Raw genomic sequence first — 19,999 nt, 5'->3', positions numbered from 1 at the left:
TTTATAACTACTGTGTATAATCCCCCTTAAGGAGCAATTCTCCCCAGGGAGGCAAACTTTCTTAACTGAGGGATCCTACATCATTCCCGGCATACCCATTCCTGGGGCCATTGGATCCTCCTTTTTTTCCTTCTTGTCTGCCACTACTACCTCGGTAGTAAGGATCAGTGCCGATACCGATGCTGAGTTCTGGATGGCAGCTCTTGCTACCTTGGCTGGATCTATGATTCCCGCCTCTATGAGGTTCACATACTCCTCGGTAGCTGCATTGAATCCGTGTCCCTCTGGAAGGTTCTTAACCTTCTCCAGTACCACTCCTCCATTTAGGCCTGCATTTTCAGCTATCTGTCTCAGGGGAGCCATAAGAGCCTTCTTCACTATCTCCACTCCTATTCCCTGCTCACCCTCTAAAGTAAACTCCTCCATATCCTTAACTATCTCAAGAAGTATAGTTCCTCCTCCAGGAACTATTCCCTCCTCTACAGCTGCTCTTGTGGCATTGAGGGCATCCTCTATACGAAGCTTCTTCTCCTTCATCTCCGTTTCAGTTGCTGCTCCCACCTTTACCACAGCTACTCCCCCAGAAAGCTTTGCCAGCCTCTCCTGAAGTTTTTCTAGGTCATACTCGGAGGTTGTCTCCTCCATCTGAGCTCTTATCTGGTTTATTCTGACCTTGATATTCTCCTCGTCTCCAAGACCATCCACTATAACAGTGAGATCTTTAGTTACCTTTACCCTCTTAGCCTGTCCCAGGTGGTTCAGATCTGTATCTGCCAGGTTCATCCCCTTCTCCTCGGAGATCACCTCCCCTCCAGTAAGGATTGCGATGTCTTCCAGCATAGCCTTTCTTCTGTCTCCAAAGGCAGGTGCCTTTACAGCTATTACATTTAGGGTTCCTCTCAACTTGTTTACCACTAGGGTAGCCAGGGCTTCTCCCTCAAGGTCGTCAGCTACAATAAGAAGAGGTTTTCCCGCCTGCATAGTAGCTTCTAATACCGGGAGGATATCCTTCATATTGTTTATCTTCTTATCTGTAAGGAGGATAAATGGGTTTTCCAGGTCCCCCTCCATCCTCTCTGGATCGGTTATCATATACGGTGAAAGGTATCCCTTGTCAAACTGCATTCCTTCCACTACCTCCAGGGTAGTCTCTAAAGACTTGGCCTCCTCTACAGTTATTACACCAGTTTCTCCAACTTTTTCCATGGCCTTGGCTATAAGAGCCCCTATCTCCTCATCAGCTGCTGAGATGGATGCCACCTGGGAGATCTCCTCTATGGAGTCCACCTTCTTGGCTCTGTTCTTCAGGTGCTTTATAGCCTCTGTAGTGGCCTTCTCTATCCCCTTCTTTATAAACATTGGGTTAGCTCCGGCACTTACCATCTTGAGGCCCTCCTTTACAATGGCCTGAGCCAGCACTGTTGCAGTGGTTGTTCCGTCACCAGCTACATCGTTGGCCTTGGTCGCTACCTCCTTTATAAGCTGAGCTCCCATATTCTCAAAGGGATCCTCCAGCTCTATCTCCTTGGCTATGGATACTCCGTCGTTGGTTATAAGGGGAGCCCCATAGGCCTTCTCCAGCACCACGTTTCTTCCTCTGGGTCCCAAAGTTATCTTTACAGTGTCAGCCAGGGTATTTACCCCTGCCTCCAGCTTCTTTCTTCCCTCTTCATTAAACTTTATAATCTTAGTCATATTACCTCTCTCCCTCTGCTACAGCCAGTATCTCCTCAAGTTCTAAGAGGATATATCTTGCTCCCTCATCCTCTATACTTCTTCCGCTTCTGCCCTCAAAGATAACTCTCTCTCCTACGGCTACCTCTTTTACAGAACCTCCCACAGCGGTAACTTTTCCATACCTGATGGTCTTCTCCTCGCTGCTTCCTGGAAGGATAAGGCCGCTGGCCCTCTTCTCCTCTATCTTCTCCTCTATAACTAATACTCTTTTTCCTATAGGTCTTATACTCACATCTGCCTCCCTGAAATCTCAAGAATCTTTAGCACTCCTTTCTTAAGAGTGCTAATCCTATTAACCATTATAATATATTCTGGAAGTTAGTCAATCCCTAACTACCTTTTAATTTTTTTCAATAAAAAACAGCCACTAACTTGGGAGGAAATGGCTGTTTTAAAAAAGGAAAAATTTTATGAAAAAACTATTATTGCCTATCTGCTATATCTTTATGACGCTTCTTCCTACAAAAGAGTTTAAATTTTTTCCTTAATTTTTTTCTCCCCCAGATCCTCTATAACTCTCAAAAGGTATCCGTCTGGGTCCACCACTGAAAACTGCTTCTCCCCCAGGAACTTTCCCTTGAAGGGATACCACCTCTCCTCTACCTCCCCCTTGATCTCGCAGGAGTTTTCCCTGAGGAGTTTTAGTATAGATTTTACATCCTTTACCTCTATAGAAATGGTTATCCCCCTTCCAAAGGGATAGACCATATCCTCTTCATCCCAGGGGTTCTCTGCCCCCTCCTCCAGGATAAGCTGTGACCCTCCCAGGGAGATGAGGGCAAACCTGTCCTCCTCCCTCATATACTCCAGTGTAAATCCCAGGATCTCCACATAAAACTTTAAACTCCTTTCCAGGTCGGTTACCACCAGCTCCGGTATCAAGGTATTAAACTTCAAAAGCCCCCTCCTTTATACTGTAAGTTCAATAAAAGGAGCGTGACGCTCCACCCATGCTAATCCTACGTAACTGCTTTTTATAGCCAAATCACTCTATGCTTTTCTTTACAATAAAAACATATTATTTTTTAATCCTCTCCAGCAGGGAGATAAGGTTTCTCTCAAACTCCCTGTCATCCTCTGTGGTCCTTTTCTTGGGCCCCTTGGTCCTCTTTCCTGCCTTTCTGGCCTTCTGCCCCATGTGCCTCTGAAACATAAGGGATTCTATATTGAATATATTGTATATCATCCCTTTTGGGTGGATCACTCCCCCGGCTCTCTCAAGGAGGATGGAAGCCAGACCATAGTCCTGGGTCACCACTATATCTCCTGGTTCACACATAGTGGTTATCCTGTAGTCCACTGAATCATTCCCCTGGCCCACCTGTACAACTTCAAAGTCCCCGCTGAGCTCGTGGGCTTCATCTACCACCATTACAAGGTCCACACCATATCTTGCCGCCTGCTCCTCACAGGCCTTCTTTGCCCCCTTGGGGCACGCATCTGCATCTACTATAATCCTCATTTCATTTCATTTCCTTCCTAAAACCGTTCTTACCTAATAGTTTACTATACTTCAATTTATTTTAATATTACTATTATCTACCCTGTTAAAGGATTTTTCTTCTTTTTCAATTCATTGTACTTTCTTTGCTTGTCCAAAGAAAGTACCCAAGAAAAGACACCTCTTTAAAATGTTTCTTAAGCAGATATAATTAATTTACGGCCTTTGTAAGCTACAGTCCTCGTTCAGTAGATCAATATCTCAGTTAATCACTGCGGAACTTATTTTGTCGTACGGCCTAGACAGATTATTTGAGGTAAAAGGTCACATCACCATTGAAAGAGGCACCTAAAAACTACCACCTTAATAAAAATTAAAAAACCATGGTAGATCTCTTTTTTAATTTTATCTCACATTTTTCCTGTGCTATAATAGTAAAAATTTTTTTTAAGGGGGGATCCAATGAAAAAGATAGCTAGCTTTACAGTTAACCACCTGGATCTGTTGAGGGGAGTCTATGTGTCCAGAAGGGATATGGTTGGAGAAAGTGTCCTGACCACCTTTGATATCAGGATGAAGAGGCCCAACCTGGAGCCTGTGATAAATACCGGGGAACTCCATGCCATGGAGCATCTGGGAGCCACCTTTCTGAGAAACCACAGGGAGTGGGATAAAAAGACCGTCTACTTTGGGCCCATGGGATGCAGAACAGGCTTCTACGTCATCTTCAAGGGGGAACTGCAGCCAAGGGATATTCTTCCCATTCTTAGGGAGATGTTTGAATTTATGGCTGAGTTCAAAGATGAGGTACCGGGAGCCACAGCCAGAGACTGCGGAAACTACCTGGATATGAACCTGCCCATGGCAAGGTTTGAAGCTAAGAAGTTCCTGGAGGAGGTACTGGAAGATATAGGGGAGGAGAACCTCGTCTATCCAAAATAAACTTTTAAAAAGCAACGTGACGTTGCATCCTGATAATCAAAAGAATACTGATTACTTCAAGTAACTTTTTATAAATTCTATACTTTCCTATATAATAAAAAGGACCTTAATAATCAGGTCCTTTTTATTATATAGGAAAGTCACTCACACTCCAGGGAGATATGTTTAAAGGTGGTGAATTCAAATAACCCCCTGTCCGTCAGTTTGAGCTCGGGAATCACCGGCAGTGCCAAGAAGGAAAGGTTTATAAGGGGATCTATCCCCTCACTCACTCCATACTCTCGGGAGCTCCTCATAAACTCCCTCATCTTTTTTGCCACTTCCTTCCCAGGTCTCTGGGTCATAATTCCGCCGATCTCAAGGGGGATTGATACGATTACCCTTCCCCTGTGTACCAGACATACTCCCCCCTTTATCCTCTTTATCTCCTCTATGGCAAGAAAGATGTCCTCATCCCTGTCCCCTGCCACTATAAGGTTATGGGAATCATGGGAGATGGTGGTGGCAATAGCCCCCCTTAGATCCCCCAGGTTTTTTATTATTCCCCTTCCTATATTTCCCGTTCCGTGGTGTCTTTCTATGGTGAATAGCTTTAAAAGCCCCTCATTATTTTCAGGCTGAAACTCTCCGTCCACCAAAACAACCTGAGCCTGGCTTTTTTTCGTGAGAAGACTTCCAGGTATAAGCTCTATGATATTAACCCTCTTCCCCTTTACATAAATCTTCAGATCCTTCCTTTCTACCTGGACATTCACACTGGAAAGAAGTTTTTCGTCCATATACCTCCCCTCTATCTTCACTGGGCTTTTTCCGTTGTAGACCTCCACTCCATCCTTATAGGTCTTCAGTACTCTAAAGTTCACCAGGTCTTCAAATACAACTATGTCTGCTGCATACCCTGGTGCCAGAGCTCCTATCCCCTCCAGTTTATAACATCTGGCGGGGTTTATTGTTCCCATCTGAATAGCTGTTACCGGGTCTCTCCCCAGGGCCACAAGCTTTTTCAAGAGGTGGTCTATATGTCCCTCCTTCAGAAGGGTCTCCGGATGGGAGTCATCGGTGCAGAGACAGCACCACCTGGTAAGATTTTCTGGGAGTTCCCTGGCAAGAGCCTCTAAATTTCTGGCTGCTGATCCCTCTCGGATATGTGTATAGAGACCGTTCCTTATCTTAGTGAGCATCTCCTCAAAGGTCTCAGATTCGTGGTCCGTGGATATCCCCGCTCCAGCATAGATAATAACATCTTCTTCAGCCATTCCTGGAGCATGGCCGTCTATTACCATCCCTCTTCTTCTGGCAGCCATCAGCTTCTTCATTACCTCTGGATCCTTTGATCTTATCCCTGGAAAATTCATGAATTCAGCCAATCCAAGCACCCTTTTATGAGACAGGAAACCCTCTAGGTCATCTGCCAGCAGTGTTGCTCCTGAGGATTCAAAGGGAGTTGCCGGGACACAGGAGGGAAGGTTTACAAATACATTTAGAGGTATATCCTCTGTAGCTTCTAGCATATACTCTATCCCGCGGCAACCGGATACATTGGCTATCTCATGGGGGTCCGTTATAATAGTGGTTGTCCCCTGGGGGATTATAAGTTCCGCCATATTTTCAGGAGAGAGCATAGAGGATTCCATATGAACATGAGCATCTATAAGCCCCGGGGAAATATAGGCACCATCTAGATCTATCTCATGAATACCCTGAAACTCTCCCACCCCCACAATATATCCCCCATGAACAGCCAGATCTCCCTCTATTATCTCATGACTGAATACATTTATTATCCTTCCATTTTTAAATACTATGTCTGCTTTCATCCTTCCCGTTGATACGTCGATAAATTCCCTCAGATTATTCATAAACTACCTCCCTTGTAGAAGTTCTTATGCACTCAGGATGCACATAGTGTATAAATAATTATTCCCTAAAATTTCTCCACATCCTCTTGGAAAAAAAGGGATTTATCCTGTTGAGCTATAAAATATCTATAAGAAAGTTATTTTAGTTTTAGAGGAGGTCCCTATGTTTAAAAAAACTATGATACCTGGAATTTTGGGAATGCTTCTTATAATCCTGGCTCTTCTCTGTGGCCCTACTCAGACCCAGCGGTGGCTATTCCTCCTGGGAGCTATGGGGATGACTATCATGGCAATTCTGGAGCACCACAAACTCTTTATAGGTCTCCAATTGGTTATAGTTTCTGGTACCCTTACAGCTTTTCTTCCCACAGGGGAGATCATCAAGGGAAGTATCCCCATACTTGTAAGTATGCCCGTCCTCTACATCCTCTATACCAAGGGCTTTCTGGATACAAATAGAAGATATCTCGGAGCCCTCTCTCTTATCATACTGGGAGTAGGCTATGCTGCCCAGCACCCCCTCATCTACTTTACAGGAGGATTTTTAGTTAGCCTCTTCTCCCTGCTGGAACTCCTTTCGGGGTTTAAGCCTGCCCTTATCTGGCTGACCCTCAACCTTATTTTTACTACCCTGGCTGGGATTACTCTTTTACTCTAGTTCATTTCTTTTGTCGCAAAAGAAACGAACCAAAGAAAATGTGCCCCTATTTATAATCTCTTCAGGATATAATAAGTATTTTACGCCCTTTATAAGCTACAGTCCTCGTTCAATAGATCTATATATTAGCTCATCACTGCGGAACTTAACTTGTTTTAAGGGCTAGTAGAAGACTGAGCTCAAAGCTATATCGATATAAAAAGGGGAGCTTGTAATTTGATTTTGGTTAGCCACTAAATTCATTATTAAAGTGTATTTTCTAGAAAGAAGGCCGACTGCAGGTAGTCGTCTGACTTCACAGAATATTCTACGTCGTTTCGTCGAGCACTTTAGGTTCAATCTTGAGTCCCTAAAAGAAACGGAAACTCTGAGTTACCCCAAAAGACAATTACCAGAAGTCTTGATCTTCTTTGGTTCGTTTCTTGTATCAAGACAAGAAATGAACATAAAAAGTAACTATTTAAGAAAAATAAAATAAAACTCATATAAAAAAAGACCTGCCCCTGCAGGTCCTTTATTTTTTATAATTTAAAATCCACTAAAAAGAATAGCTATTACAAGGAGAGCCATGAGAATTCTGCCCACATACTTCTCAATCTTTCTTCTCTTTCTAGCCAGCTCTCTGTAGGTTTTTTCATATTCTCTTTCATGATGTCCAGATCCTCCCATAGCTCTCCCTCCTTATAAAGTTTTTTATACTTCATTTTACCCTAAATATATCCCTTTATTCATCGGAGTTCCACCTCTATTATTCAAAAAAAATCATTAAACTCCTCTTTAACTCCATTTTTTACTTTGAATTATAGCTAGAGAACATTCAAAGGTTTACAGAGTCCTCTAAATAAAGGCCTTCTTCACCTCCAGGGTCAGCTCCGTTGCCACCCTCTCTGAAATTCCAGCAGTTTCACGCTTCTTCTCCTGTGTCCACTTGAGGTTCATGGGGTAGAACTTTATGCTCTTCACCCCCACTGTACTCTCTGCTCTTTCATCCTCTGTAGCAGCAACCTTGGTGCAGAGGGGAGAATCCAGGGCAACCTCTGCCCTTAGGTTCAACTCGGGGACCTCCTTGATAACCTTAGGGGAATTCTCCTCTGGGGAGTTCCATCCCCACTTCTTTAATCTCCCTGCAACCCTGTGGCTGGAACATCTGGGAAACTTCTGGGTATCTACCTCCTCCCAGGAAGGAGCCTCCCTTGTAAGCTGCCCCAGGAGATCCTCCCTCACCCTCTCGGAAAAGTTTGACCTCCAGGCCTCTATCTCCTCCCAGCTAAGCTCCATGGGATGTACCAGGGCTATAGAGGAGGAGTCCTCTACAACCACCTTCTTGCCATCTATGGTATAGAAGTCATCCTCCACATAGAAAGGTGTTTCCAGGGTATCCCCATTATAGATCCCCCATAGGAGACACCTACCAAGTCTGCTCATCACAAGGTTTTTCAACAGGAGTTCCCTGAAGGGTTCTCCCCTCCATCTTCTGAACTCCCTGAGGGCTTCCTCCAGCCTGTCCCTCTGCAACTTGAGCTCCCTCTTTATCTCCTTCTTCAGCTCCTTGAGTCTGTCTCTGGTTTCCATCATCCCCACACTCATATAGGGCTTCTTGGGAAGGGCTTTTATTATCCTACCGCTCTCCCTCTCTATTCCTATGGTAAAGTCATCCTCCAGGTGAAGCTTCATAACCTCTCCCCCGTAGTCCACCATAATGTCTCCCCTGCCAAAACCCATGTCACCTATGAAGAGGTCCTCCACCTCATATCTGGAGATATCCAGCTTCTTGGCCACCTCCTCCAGGGCTTCCTGGGCCCCTGCTCTCAGGGACTTATACTTGCTTAACTTTCTTATCCTGTTGAGGGTTATAAGGGCTTCCATATCCCCCCTTACCACCATTGCCTCTATAAGGTAGAGGGCTATCCTCTGCATGGAGTTTCCCCCCAGTCTGTAGATGAGGGACTCCACTTCCCTGAGGTTACACCTGTTACCATGGATTACCGGGATCATAAGGAGCCACTTATCCGATGCCCTGCACCCCTTATAGTTCCAGTGATCATAGATGCTTCTCACAAACCTCCCCATACTCTCCCTGGTCATGCAGCTCCCTATGAGGAGACCCTCGTCCTTCATGGTGTCTCCATGACCCTCTCTGTATATATCTATCAGGTAACTTACAGCCCTGGTGGGGTTTCCTCCGTCAATCCTCACAGGAACTTCCATCCTTTCAAGGTCAAGGGCAGGTTCTCCCCTGCTGGGATAGACTTCATCCAGGTAGTAGTCCAGCTCAAACTCCTCCTCTATCTCCACCTGGGGCATGGAGATCCCGCACCCTCCGTCGGCACACCTCCTGTAGTCCTCTAAATCTGTAAGTAAACATGAACAAACCATCTCTTCCTTCCTCCTGATAACTCTTATCCTATCCCTACATCATATACCTTTAATGGTATTAACAAAAATTAAAATTATATATGATTTCTCCTCCAATAATAAAAGATGTATAATTTTTGACTTGACTTAGAGTCAACTCTAGGGTTTATACTCTTAAAAAAGGAGGAGGTTGCATGAAAAAATATACCATCGGAGAGGTTGCCAAAATTCTCGCCCTGAGTCAGCATACCCTCAGATACTATGAAAAAATGGGAATTATAGAGGTAGGAAGAAGGGGTTCAGGCGGGGTGAGGAAATTCACCCAGGAGAACCTCTCTCAGCTGGAATATATCAAAGCTCTTAAGGAGATAGGCCTCTCCCTGGAGGAGATAAAGACCTACACCACAAGGATGAGGGAACCCTCAGAGAGAGGAGGAAGCTCCTGGAGGAGCACAGAGGAAGGGTAGAGGAGCAGATTAATTTTCTGCTGAAGATAAAAAGGGATATAGATGAAAAGATAGATTGTATAGAAGGGAGGTTAAAGAGATGACCATAGATCATATTGCCATATGGACGGATAAGTTAGAGGAGATGAGGGAATATTACTGCAGATACTTTAATGGAAGGAGCAATGAAAAATATACAAATCCCCTTAAGGGTTTCGAGTCCTATTTCATTACCTTTGAGGAGGGAGCAAGGCTTGAGCTAATGAGAAGGAAGGGCATTCCCCAGGGGAAGGAGGGAGAGACACTGGGAATCACCCACCTGGCTTTTAAAGTCAGCAGCAGGGAGGAGGTGGATACCCTTACTAAAACCCTCAGAACTGATGGATATATAGTTGCAGGGGAGCCAAGAACCACAGGGGATGGCTACTATGAGAGTGTGGTGCTGGATCTCGAAGGGAATAGGGTGGTGTTGGTGGGATAATTTATTCGTTACTTTTCTCTTGAAAGAAAAGTAACCAAAAGTTCAAGACTTATTGAAAATATCCATTCCATAATCAAAGAAGTCTGAAAGAATCGAAACTCGCTTTGCTCAAACAATCTATACTTTCTAGGCTTCTTTTTCATATTCCACTTACGATATTTTCAAAATGTCGATTTAAAAGTCCTAATTATTAAATATCAAACTTTCTCACCTGCATAAAGACTTCCACAGTCTTTTGCCCGGAAATAGGTGAAGATTTATGGCAGATGTTCTAATTCATTTATGTGATAAAGAATATTCCCCTGTTCTCAGTGTTGAAATTATAGAAAAAATAATATATCATTATATAAAATTTTAACTATTGTTCTTTTTATGAAAATAAATCAAGTCAGCAGACAGGGAGGGATAATATGGATCAGAAGTTTTTAGAGCATGAGATGGAAAACTATAAGAAGGAGCAGGAGAAGGTAAAAAAGCTCATAGGAAGTATAGGGGCTACCCACAGCAGCAGGAACCACAAGATATTAAACGGGATCTTTCTCATAGTTGTGGTGGGCTCCTTTTTTGCAGGAGGAGTTCTTCACTACATTCCATTCAACCTATCCATAGAGCTTGGGGTTCTTCTGGTATCTATAAAGATAGCCTGGATGATCCACGAGCAGCAGAAAGTAAATCACTTTCAGTTCTGGATACTGAACTCCATAGAGCTGAGGCTCAACTCCCTCCAGACAAACTTTAAAAAACTTCAGAAGGAGGTTAAGAAACACAGGGAGGAAACTGAGAGGGTAGAGGAGGATTTGAAAAGAGAAGAAGTAGAAAAGGAGGAGAGAGTGTCTTAAGACTCTCTCCTCCTTTTAATATATTTCTGATTCGTTACTTCTGTCTTGATACAGAAGTAACCAAGAAATCAAGACCTACGATAATTGTCTTTTAGAGATCGCACAGAGTTTCCGTTCCTTCTATGGGCTCAAGATTGAACCTATTCTGTCCGACGGAACGAAGTAGTTACCTCCTGTGAAGTTTAACGACTATCTTCGGTCACTAAATTCTAAATACTTATAAGCTAAGTCAGCTAGAAAGAGGAAACTAAAAATCTATAAAACCTTACTTTAGGTTTCTCCTTAGCCAGGGAGAAACCGTTAAAAAGGGATGAGGGTTGAACTTTAACATTAATTATATCTCCAGGGTCATTACCTCTACTGTCTTCTCCCTTCCTCCAAAGTTTACCCTGGCCTCCTTGAGCAACTCATATCCCAGTCCTCTCCAGAACTGCCTTCCCCTAAAATTTTCCTCTAGTACCCCTACTCGAAGTTTCTTTATCCCCCTGCTCAACGCCATCCTCTTTATCTCTCCATGGACTCCTCCTCCCACTCCACATCCCCTATATTCAGGCATTATAAGAAGGAGGCCTATCATCCAGGTATCGGTATCGGGATAGTTCTTTAGGATATCCACAAGTCCTATCTCCTCTTCATTATCCATAACCTTAAATACCAGCTTATCCTCTGCCTTCCATCCTTCTGGAACCTCCTCTACTATCTCCCTGAGGGTTTCAGGGGTAGGAAACTTCTCCTCGTGTAGGAGGAAGTAGCTGGAACACCTCTCCAGCACCTTGTGGAGGTTTTTGTCCCCTATATCTTCTGTCCCTATCCTTTCCAATCTTGTCATACTTTTTCCCCCTCTTATACTTTGGTATGAGTATAGTTTACTTTTATCTTATTCCATACCTTCTTATTCCTTCTAAAATTTATTTACCTTTACAGCATACCACTTAATTTGTTATAAAGTACCGAAGGGAATCGACCTCATAACAATAATTAAGGAGAGGATATGAAATTTTTAAAGAATAAAATTATTTCTTCTATTTTTCTGTTTGTCTTCCTTGTTTCCTGCAGCAGTTCCGAGCCAAGGGAAGCAAAGGTTTCTAAAGATATAGTTAATGAAGAAGTTATAACAAGGGAGCAGTCTAGCAAACCTATTGAAGAGATTTCTACAGAAAAACCTGCTATAGAGGAGAAAGTAGAGCCTGCTAAAGATACTCATACTTCAAAGAGTGATGCCAGTGAAAAAAAGGTAGTTCCCACAGAGGAGGAAATCTCTAAAGAAAAGGAAGTTATAATTCCTGGAGAGGATACCTCTTCACAGGAAAGGGTAAAAGAGGATGAGATCTCCGACTCTAAAGAGACTGAAGATAAGACCGAAGAAAAACCAAAAGAGATAGTTATTGATAACTCTTTTTTCGCAGAGAAAGTCGACTCAATCTTCTCTGAAAGAGGTCTTAATTCATCCCACTATGGAATTAAGGTTGTAAACCTGAGTAGTGGTGAGACTATATTTGAAAGAAATGAAGACAGCTCCTTTATACCTGCTTCCAATACAAAGCTATATACAGGTGCAGCAGCTATGGAGATATTAGGGAAGGACTATAGATTTAAAACAAGATTAGCTTACAGGGGAGAGATCTCTCCCGATGGAACCCTTAATGGTGATCTGTATATTATTGGAGGAGGGGACCCCACTCTTGGATCTAAATACCTGTTCAACAGGAGATTTAATATGCAGTCTAAAGCTACTCCCGGCAGGATAGATACACAGCTGGCTTTTTTAGATGAGTGGGCCGATGAAGTTAAGAGTCTGGGGATTAATAGGGTCAATGGTAAAGTATTAGTGGATGACTCACACTTTAATAAAATTAATACTGCTATCAATACCTGGGAGTGGAGGGATATGTCAACCTCCTTTGGTGCTCCCCCTTCAGGAGTTAATATCCTGGATAACATCGTACTTGTAGATTTTAGTAGAGACGGTGGGACAAATATAACACCATCTACTTCCACTGTTGAAGTTATCAATGATACAACAAATAGTAAAGCTAATAAGGTCACTGTTTCTGCACCACCCTATGGAAAAAGTATAGTGGCAGTAGGGGAGGTCTATACCTCGGTCTCTAAGGAAGTACCTGTTCCAGACCCTGGTTTACTCCTTGGGGATCTCTTCAGAAAAAACCTTGAAAAAAATGGTATTTCCATTAATAATGGCTTTGAGGTAGTTCAGACCTCTTCCCATTCAAAGGTTTTCTTCACCCATTACTCCCCTTCGCTAGAGAGGATATCTGTCCTTATGAACAGCTACAGTATAAACCTATATGCTGAAACCTTGAAGCTGGAAGCTGAAAAAGAACTGGCCAAAACCAGACCTATCAGTATTAGCAGGTATTGGTATGAAACATTAAACCTTCAGGGTTTTAGGCTATATGATGGTTCAGGGCTATCCAGGTACAGTAGAGTTACACCTAATAACACCATAGAACTCCTTTCCTATATGTATTCATCGGAATATGCAGAGGATTATTATGGATCTCTGGCAGTTGCCGGACAGCGTGGTACCTTCCAAGACTTTAACAAACCTCCTTTAAGAAACAATCTACACGGGAAAAGCGGTACTCTTACAGGAGTTAAAAGTTATAGTGGATACATCACAAATTCCAATGATGAGTTATTGGCATTCTCTATAATGGTAAACCTTCATGGACTTACTAATTACCAGATTACCGCTAAATTAGAGGAGATAATGTCTGAAATGTATAAACTCCAATAGATGAAAAAGGTAACCTATAGAGGTTACCTTTTTTTATATTTCACCCCTCTAAAATTTTCTTATTATAACAGTTCCTTCTTTGTTTGTTCAACAAATTCGATACCTTTGTCTTGATACAAATGTATCCGAAAAATCAAGACCTACGACAATTGTCTTTTGGAGCTTATGCAAAGCTACCGTTCCTTCTATCGGCTCTAGATAGAACCTAATAAGCGCGACGGAACGAAGCAGATACCTACTGTGAAGTGTGACGACTATCTCCGGTCGTTCGGTAAAGAAAGTTGAATATCTTATTGCGCTTTGCTCCATAAAGATCTGTTAAAGCTTCAAAAAAGTCCTCTTTTCAGTTGATCTAGCTTTGCATTCAAGGAATTATCCAGACCGTCCAACAGGATAAGTTCCGCAGTAAAACGAGGACTGTAGCTTATAAAGGTCTGAGAGCCATAACTCTACCAATGAAACATTTGAAAAGAGGTGTCCTTTCTTAGGTTCCTTCTTTGGACAAGCAAAGAAGGAACGCAGAGTTTCAAGAGAGAAGTTATTATTTCAAAGTTTCAATTAAAAAAACTATCTATAATTATATATAGATAAAATTATAGATTTGAGGTATAATTTTGTATAGGTCATTAAAGGAGAATGAAGAATGAATATAAAGGAAAAGTTAGAGATATTATCAGATGCAGCCAAGTATGATGCCAGCTGTTCCAGCAGCGGAAGCAGCAGGGGCAGCTCCGGGGGGCTGGGTAGTGCATCCTCAAGCGGTATCTGCCACAGCTGGACCGCTGATGGCAGGTGTGTTTCCCTTCTCAAGATTCTTCTCACAAACTACTGTATCTACGACTGTAGCTACTGCTGCAATAGGAGAACAAACAAGGTGAGGAGGGCTGCCTTTACAGTGGATGAGATAGTGGATCTTACCATCTCCTTCTACAGGAGAAATTATATAGAGGGGCTCTTTCTGAGCAGCGGGATAATCAAGGATGAGGACACCACCCAGGGACTCATAATGAGGGTGGTAAAGAAGCTCAGGCTGGAGCACGGGTTCAGAGGATATATCCACACCAAGGCCATCCCCGGAGCAAGCAGGGAGCTCATCAGGGAGACAGGAAGGTATTCCGACAGGTTGAGTGTGAATATAGAGCTCCCCTCTGAGAAATCCCTGAAGCTCCTGGCTCCGGAAAAGAACAGGGAAAACATACTGAAGCCCATAAAGTATATCGGAGAGGAGTATGAACACTACCAGCTTGAGAGGTCTAAGAAAAAAAGGGTTCCAGAGTTTGCTCCGGCGGGGCACACCAGCCAGCTCATAGTAGGAGCGAGCCCCGAGTCGGACAGACAGATCTTAAACCTGGCTGAAAACCTCTACAACAGGATGAGCCTCAAGAGGGTCTACTACAGCGCCTACATGCCTGTGAACAACAGCGAGAACCTTCCTGCCCTGAGTACCAAGCCTCCCCTTTTAAGGGAGCACAGGCTCTACCAGGCTGACTGGCTCATGAGGCTCTACGGGTTTGAGGCCAGGGAGATTTTAGATGAGAGGGACCCCTTTCTCAAGGAGGAGTATGACCCCAAGGTTGGATGGACCCTGAACAACCTGGACCTCTTTCCTGTGGAGATAACCAGGGCATCCTATGAACTCCTTCTGAGAGTGCCCGGGATAGGGATTAAGGGGGCCAAGAGGATAGTTCACTATAGGAGGGACACGGTGCTTAACTTTGAGAGCCTCAAGAAGATGGGGATAGTATTAAAGAGGGCTAAATATTTTATAACTATAAATGGAAGATATATGGACAGCTATATCCTGGACAAGGATATCCTTATAGGAAGACTTTCCGATAAAAGAAGCAGTCAGCTTCAGCTGTTTTAGGAGGAGATATGAATTATACCTACGATGAAACCTTCCAAGGGCTCCTAAGTGTAGTCTATGAGAGGTTTAAGAGAAAAGAATTCAGGGGAGTTATTGGACGAAGGGATGTTGGAACTCTCTTTCAGGGGGAGTATATAGAGACAGACCTGGAGCGGAGTGAGAGGGTCTTTAATAAGCTTGAAGCTACGGCGGGTAGGGGTGTTGTGAGGAAGCTCTTTATGGCCTTTCTTTCCGAGAAAACCGGGATAGAGGATGATATCTTCAGCTATATCTACAGCCTCATTAAAAGGGGAGGAAGTATAGAGGGAATCTATCTAAAGTCGGTGGAGGTTATAGATAAGGCGGCAATGAGAGCATCCCATGAAGCCCACAAGTTCAAGGGTTTTGTTAGGTTTAGAAGGATCAAAGACGACACCTACTACGCCATAATAAACCCCGATTGCAATGTCCTTCCCCTTATAGGAGATCACTTTGCAGGGAGGTTCTCGGACCAGGATTTTGTCATCCACGATGTTAGAAGGGGGATGGCTCTGATCTACTCCTCACAAAATAAAAGTAGCGAGATCTCAAAACTTACCGGGGTAAGTGAGGAACTCCTTACATATAAAGAGGGATCTGAACTCCTTCATGGGGAGGAGGAGGGATATATGGATCTGTGGAGGACCTTCTTCGATGCAGTGAGCATAGAGGGGAGGGAAAACCCCAGGTGCCAGAGGAACTTCATGCCCAAGAAGTACTGGAGGGATCTTGTGGAGGTAAATAAAAGGTAGGAACCTGGGTTCCTACCTTTTTAAAATTCAACAAATTCGATACCTTTGTCTTGATACAAATGTATCCGAAAAATCAAGACCTCCGATAATAGTCTTTTGGGGTTTTACAAGGTTTCCGTTCCTTTTATGGGCTCAAGATTGAACCTATACTGTTGGACGAAACGAAGTTAGTTTTTAGTGTGGTGATTGACGACTATCTACACTCAATTTTTTTCTTGTTCTATAGTTTTTATATCTGGTGGGTTTACCTTTAAAGCTTTTGCACTATTTATATTCAGTAATATTGCCACAACTATGATTGGCAACACTACGGTTATTAATGTTAATAGCTTTCGTTTCAAAATCAAATAAATATATTTTATCCACTCATCAAATTTTTTCTCTTCTTTTAATACAAGAAAATCTTCTTCTAAATGATTTTCTACTTTGTTCATAATATTTTGATAATCCACATTGATAGCGTCGATTTTTTCAAACTCATCATCCTTTAATAAAGCAAGTCTACCTTCTAGAACCGTCAATGAAGTATAGCATTCTTTCATTTGGTCTGCTCTCTCAAGATACCTATTATTTGCTGTATAAACTGAAAATATAGTTAACAAAATTGAAAAAATAAGAATTAATAAATCACTGTCTATATTTTTTGAAAAAATTTCAGGTTTAGTATACGAAAGTAAAGACGCAATTAATATAAAAGATGAATAATAAATATTTAAGAAAGAATTTCTTTTCGCTAATTTTAAAAGCCTTTGCTCACTTTCCATTCTTATCTTTTTGGTCCACCAAATTCTATTAATTAGTTTCTTTCTAAATGATTCAGCCATATTTAACTTTCCTTCCCTTTATCTTCTTCTAACTCTTTAATCGTTTTAAAAAGAATCCCATTAAAAAGCTTCTCAATATTTTCATCTGATTTATTCTTTAATTCAACATTTTCATATAGATTCATTTCTATCAAAAATTTCATTTTTTCATCAATTGAAGGATATTCTTTATCTACATCTAAAATGTATATGCTTTCTTTATTAAATTTTATTTCATTTAAACTTCTAGAAAATCTTTTTAATTTTGAATGCTCTAATCCATATTTTTTAGAAAACTTTTTTAGTAAATAATCTAAATGATACACTAATAATAAATCATCTATTTTAGAAAAATAAAATAGCCATCCATATTTTTTAACCTTCTTTTCATCTTCTGTTGATTTTACCTTTATGCCTGTAATAAAGTTATTTATTCTCCAAATTTGAAATTTTTTTAATTTCTCATTATGTTGACTTATATACTTATATTCTGAAAACAATTTTTCCATCTTTTTTTCAAACTTTAAAACATTTGAACGTTTTACTGTGATTTTATTACTACAAATTTTATAACCTAAGTATTCTATTCCATTCTCTATTTTCCCAAAATCAGTTTTCGATTTATTTAATTCTAAATGATATTCATTCAGAAGCTTTAATTCTATCTTTTCTAAAATCTCTTTTGCTTTTTCCATATAGTGAGATTTAACTTCTTCATTATTAAAAAAAATCAAAATATCATCAACATACCTAAAACACTCTAAACCTTTTTCTTTTTTCAATTCCTCGTCAAATTTTTCTAGGTATATTTCTGCAAGAATATTGGAAATAGCCAATCCTTGATGGACACCTCTAATATTCTTCTTGTTTTTTTCAAAATCAGAAGAGTTTTCTTCAACTACTGGTGTTTCTATTGCTTTTTTTACTAATGGAAATATTGGAAAATTTATAGTTTCACTAATTTCTTCCTTTGTCTTTAGTATATTAAATAAAATATGGTGGTTTATATTATCATAGAAATTAGTTAAATCAAGTTTTATAAAATATTTATATTTCTTTCTTTTCTCTAAAATTTCACCTATTTTCTTTTGAGCAAGCTCCAACGACTCACCTTCATAATAGTCCTTTATTAATCTTTTACTCAAATACTTTAAAACTATCTTATCTTGATACCCCGGAATAGAAATAACTCGAGGATATTTATTTTTACCTTTTAAGACTAACTTTTCTTTATAAGGTACAAATTTATATTCCGCATTCTTCATTTTATCTGCTATATTTTGAAAATACTCTTCTCCTTTTTTCTGGAAAAAATATTTAGTTTTCTTATCAATCCCTATTCCTGAACTTTCTAAAAGAATGTAATTTCTACAAATATTTACTAAATCTTCTGCTTTTATCATTTTAGGCCTCAATATTTTCGACTTTTATGGGGTGTTTCATACATTAAATTAACCAAATATGGACTTAATAACATAATACATTAAAAGGAAAGAATACTACCTAATAAATAGGTAAAACACCCCAACCATCATGATATAGTATTTAAAATCCTTTGTCAACGTTCGTTAACTTTTAAAGTTATGATTTGATTTATGTATTCTTTAAAAAAAGACCTCTTTTTATATGTCTGGGGAATGATAATTTTTCCTTCTTTGCCCTATTCTCTTTTTTCTTTGTTACCTTATTAATGTACCTCCAAGGTAAAAATCCAAGAATTCCCTAACTGAACTTTCTCTATCTTCTTTAGGTTTTAAATATATTTCATTTGGCTGTTTAGACTCAATTTTGTATTTGTTTTCTTCAGTAATAACAGAATGAAAGGTAGGTAAATTTTTGAGGTTTAGTCTGATATAGTTGACGTGCGAAAAGATTTCCAGTCTTTGAAGGTCGGTTACTGGCTCCTTGATTTCTTTTAAAGTGTCTTTTAGAATATTTTTTACTGCACCTGCATCATCTAAAACCCCGATTAGGCAGATTTTTCCGATCTTAATCATTATTGTTTTATTTGATAGATCATCTATATAATCATAGTGGCGACCCTTTATATCCTCACATTCAAGGACTATAAGACTTCCCAGAACCCCTTCTCCTAAGACTGCTCCTGTAAAGGGGCTCCTTGAAACACACCAGATATGGTGTAAACCCTTCCAGTCAAAGGACTCCCTTCCTTCATCTATTGCTGTCATCAGACTATTATCCTTCAGGTGGGTCTTTATAAAGATAAGGCACAGCCATTTGAACAGGTCAAGGTTGACGCTCTTTTTTCTTGGGTATTTTAACAGTTCTTCATTTCCCTTAAAAAATAATCTGCTTACGGGCTTTTCAATTATCCTTCCAAGTTCAGAATTACATTCTTCACAGCAGGGAATCTTATATCTGATATAGCGTAGTTTATATCCGTCTGGTAAGGCTATTTTTTTCCTTGATAGGCTGCACCTTCGTATCACCCAGTAGGGTATTATATGTTCGCCGTTAAAGTTCTTAGCGCCTTCTATTTTTATCCCCTTCCTTTTTCGGGGAGCACCACAGATAAAGCACCTTTTCTCCTGAATAATCTCCCTCTTAAATTCCTCTACTCCCATAAAAACTACTTTTTCTTTCCCCTTCTCATCTATCCCGATAATTCTATCTTTTTCCTCATCCTTAACATATTCAATATAAGTCATTGTATCACCCCGGATTATTCTATAGTTGCCATCATCATATTTTTGGCTCTTGTCTAAATATGCCTCATAAGTACAATTAAAGACAAGGACATTTTTCAAATATAGCTCTAATTTTGACTTATAAAGGTTATTCTAGCTTTTATCTGGCTATTTGAAAATATCGTAAGTGAATGGAAAAAGTTTCCCTTTCACAGAGTTCTTATTTTTTCTAAGGTGAGTCCCCCTCCCTTTATATCGATGTGGCTTTGTACTTTCAAATTTTACCAGACCGTTAGACAGGTTAAGTTTATTGATGTGTTTTACATTATTACTATCTTACAGAACATCAATTGTAGCTTATAAAGGTCGAATATTAATATTCTACTTAGGAGAAA

The 19,999-nt window shown here is 40.7% G+C and carries 19 protein-coding genes; 8 read left to right on the top strand and 11 right to left on the bottom strand.

The features are described 5' to 3' along the window. Positions 1-75: 75 nt before the first annotated feature. From groL to QMG11_RS08335, 4 genes are all read right to left on the bottom strand, one after another. A complete protein-coding gene (gene groL / locus QMG11_RS08350; protein WP_281835086.1) occupies positions 76-1,695 on the bottom strand; it encodes a chaperonin GroEL in 1,620 nt (539 codons plus the stop codon). Between the two features lies 1 nt (position 1,696). Further along, positions 1,697-1,969, bottom strand: a complete 273-nt coding sequence (locus tag QMG11_RS08345; RefSeq protein WP_281835085.1) for a co-chaperone GroES — start codon at positions 1,967-1,969, stop codon at positions 1,697-1,699. A 239-nt stretch (positions 1,970-2,208) separates the two neighbouring features. Next, positions 2,209-2,634: a bleomycin resistance protein gene (locus QMG11_RS08340; RefSeq protein WP_281835083.1), complete on the bottom strand. Its 426-nt coding sequence runs from the start codon at positions 2,632-2,634 to the stop codon at positions 2,209-2,211. A gap of 121 nt (positions 2,635-2,755) precedes the next feature. After that, positions 2,756-3,199: a YaiI/YqxD family protein gene (locus QMG11_RS08335; protein WP_281835082.1), complete on the bottom strand. Its 444-nt coding sequence runs from the start codon at positions 3,197-3,199 to the stop codon at positions 2,756-2,758. Between the two features lie 441 nt (positions 3,200-3,640). Here QMG11_RS08335 and QMG11_RS08330 point away from each other — a divergent pair, with 441 nt between their 5' ends. Continuing rightward, positions 3,641-4,120, top strand: a complete 480-nt coding sequence (locus QMG11_RS08330; protein ID WP_281835080.1) for an S-ribosylhomocysteine lyase — start codon at positions 3,641-3,643, stop codon at positions 4,118-4,120. 140 nt (positions 4,121-4,260) lie between these two features. On the opposite strand, the gene ade is transcribed toward QMG11_RS08330, so the two are convergent. Continuing rightward, entirely contained in the window at positions 4,261-5,979 is a 1,719-nt protein-coding gene (gene ade, locus QMG11_RS08325; protein WP_281835078.1) for an adenine deaminase, read from the bottom strand. A 163-nt stretch (positions 5,980-6,142) separates the two neighbouring features. Between ade and QMG11_RS08320 the strand changes: the two genes are divergently transcribed. Further along, entirely contained in the window at positions 6,143-6,637 is a 495-nt protein-coding gene (locus QMG11_RS08320; protein WP_281835076.1) for a hypothetical protein, read from the top strand. A 528-nt stretch (positions 6,638-7,165) separates the two neighbouring features. Here QMG11_RS08320 and QMG11_RS08315 read toward each other — a convergent pair. Both QMG11_RS08315 and QMG11_RS08310 read right to left on the bottom strand, forming a co-directional pair. Continuing rightward, positions 7,166-7,306, bottom strand: coding sequence for a hypothetical protein (locus QMG11_RS08315; protein ID WP_281835071.1), 141 nt, complete (start codon positions 7,304-7,306; stop codon positions 7,166-7,168). Between the two features lie 168 nt (positions 7,307-7,474). Next, on the bottom strand, positions 7,475-9,013 hold the full coding sequence (locus tag QMG11_RS08310) for a DUF4132 domain-containing protein (RefSeq protein WP_281835069.1): 1,539 nt from the start codon (positions 9,011-9,013) through the stop codon (positions 7,475-7,477). Between the two features lie 173 nt (positions 9,014-9,186). On the opposite strand from QMG11_RS08310, the gene QMG11_RS08305 reads away from it, so the two are divergent. The 3 genes from QMG11_RS08305 (at position 9,187) to QMG11_RS08295 (ending at position 10,758) form a co-directional block, all read left to right on the top strand. Next, on the top strand, positions 9,187-9,459 hold the full coding sequence (locus QMG11_RS08305) for a MerR family transcriptional regulator (RefSeq protein WP_281835068.1): 273 nt from the start codon (positions 9,187-9,189) through the stop codon (positions 9,457-9,459). Positions 9,460-9,538: 79 nt separating this feature from the next. Further along, positions 9,539-9,919: a VOC family protein gene (locus QMG11_RS08300; protein ID WP_281835066.1), complete on the top strand. Its 381-nt coding sequence runs from the start codon at positions 9,539-9,541 to the stop codon at positions 9,917-9,919. Between the two features lie 410 nt (positions 9,920-10,329). Further along, positions 10,330-10,758: a hypothetical protein gene (locus QMG11_RS08295; RefSeq protein ID WP_281835064.1), complete on the top strand. Its 429-nt coding sequence runs from the start codon at positions 10,330-10,332 to the stop codon at positions 10,756-10,758. 334 nt (positions 10,759-11,092) lie between these two features. Here QMG11_RS08295 and QMG11_RS08290 read toward each other — a convergent pair whose 3' ends face one another. Next, positions 11,093-11,587 (bottom strand): GNAT family N-acetyltransferase, encoded by a 495-nt coding sequence (locus QMG11_RS08290; RefSeq protein WP_281835062.1) that lies wholly within the window; start codon positions 11,585-11,587, stop codon positions 11,093-11,095. A 162-nt stretch (positions 11,588-11,749) separates the two neighbouring features. Between QMG11_RS08290 and dacB the strand changes: the two genes are divergently transcribed. From dacB to QMG11_RS08275, 3 genes are all read left to right on the top strand, one after another. After that, positions 11,750-13,516: a D-alanyl-D-alanine carboxypeptidase/D-alanyl-D-alanine endopeptidase gene (gene dacB / locus QMG11_RS08285; protein WP_281835061.1), complete on the top strand. Its 1,767-nt coding sequence runs from the start codon at positions 11,750-11,752 to the stop codon at positions 13,514-13,516. A gap of 643 nt (positions 13,517-14,159) precedes the next feature. Then, on the top strand, positions 14,160-15,383 hold the full coding sequence (locus QMG11_RS08280; RefSeq protein ID WP_281835060.1) for a putative DNA modification/repair radical SAM protein: 1,224 nt from the start codon (positions 14,160-14,162) through the stop codon (positions 15,381-15,383). An 8-nt stretch (positions 15,384-15,391) separates the two neighbouring features. Further along, positions 15,392-16,153: a TIGR03915 family putative DNA repair protein gene (locus QMG11_RS08275; protein ID WP_281835058.1), complete on the top strand. Its 762-nt coding sequence runs from the start codon at positions 15,392-15,394 to the stop codon at positions 16,151-16,153. Between the two features lie 203 nt (positions 16,154-16,356). On the opposite strand, the gene QMG11_RS08270 is transcribed toward QMG11_RS08275, so the two are convergent. The 3 genes from QMG11_RS08270 to QMG11_RS08260 all read right to left on the bottom strand — a co-directional run bounded on the left by QMG11_RS08270 (position 16,357) and on the right by QMG11_RS08260 (position 19,625). Then, positions 16,357-16,977 carry an SLATT domain-containing protein gene (locus QMG11_RS08270; RefSeq protein WP_281835057.1) on the bottom strand — a complete coding sequence of 207 codons (621 nt, stop codon included), beginning with the start codon at positions 16,975-16,977 and terminating at the stop codon, positions 16,357-16,359. 2 nt (positions 16,978-16,979) lie between these two features. Beyond that, entirely contained in the window at positions 16,980-18,359 is a 1,380-nt protein-coding gene (locus tag QMG11_RS08265) for a reverse transcriptase/maturase family protein (protein WP_281835056.1), read from the bottom strand. A 276-nt stretch (positions 18,360-18,635) separates the two neighbouring features. Next, a complete protein-coding gene (locus tag QMG11_RS08260) occupies positions 18,636-19,625 on the bottom strand; it encodes a hypothetical protein (protein ID WP_281835055.1) in 990 nt (329 codons plus the stop codon). Positions 19,626-19,999 lie beyond the last annotated feature (374 nt).

The sequence above is a fragment of the Propionigenium maris DSM 9537 genome (assembly GCF_027925155.1).
Taxonomy (GTDB): domain Bacteria; phylum Fusobacteriota; class Fusobacteriia; order Fusobacteriales; family Fusobacteriaceae; genus Propionigenium; species Propionigenium maris.
This window is presented reverse-complemented; position numbering and strand designations above follow the sequence as displayed.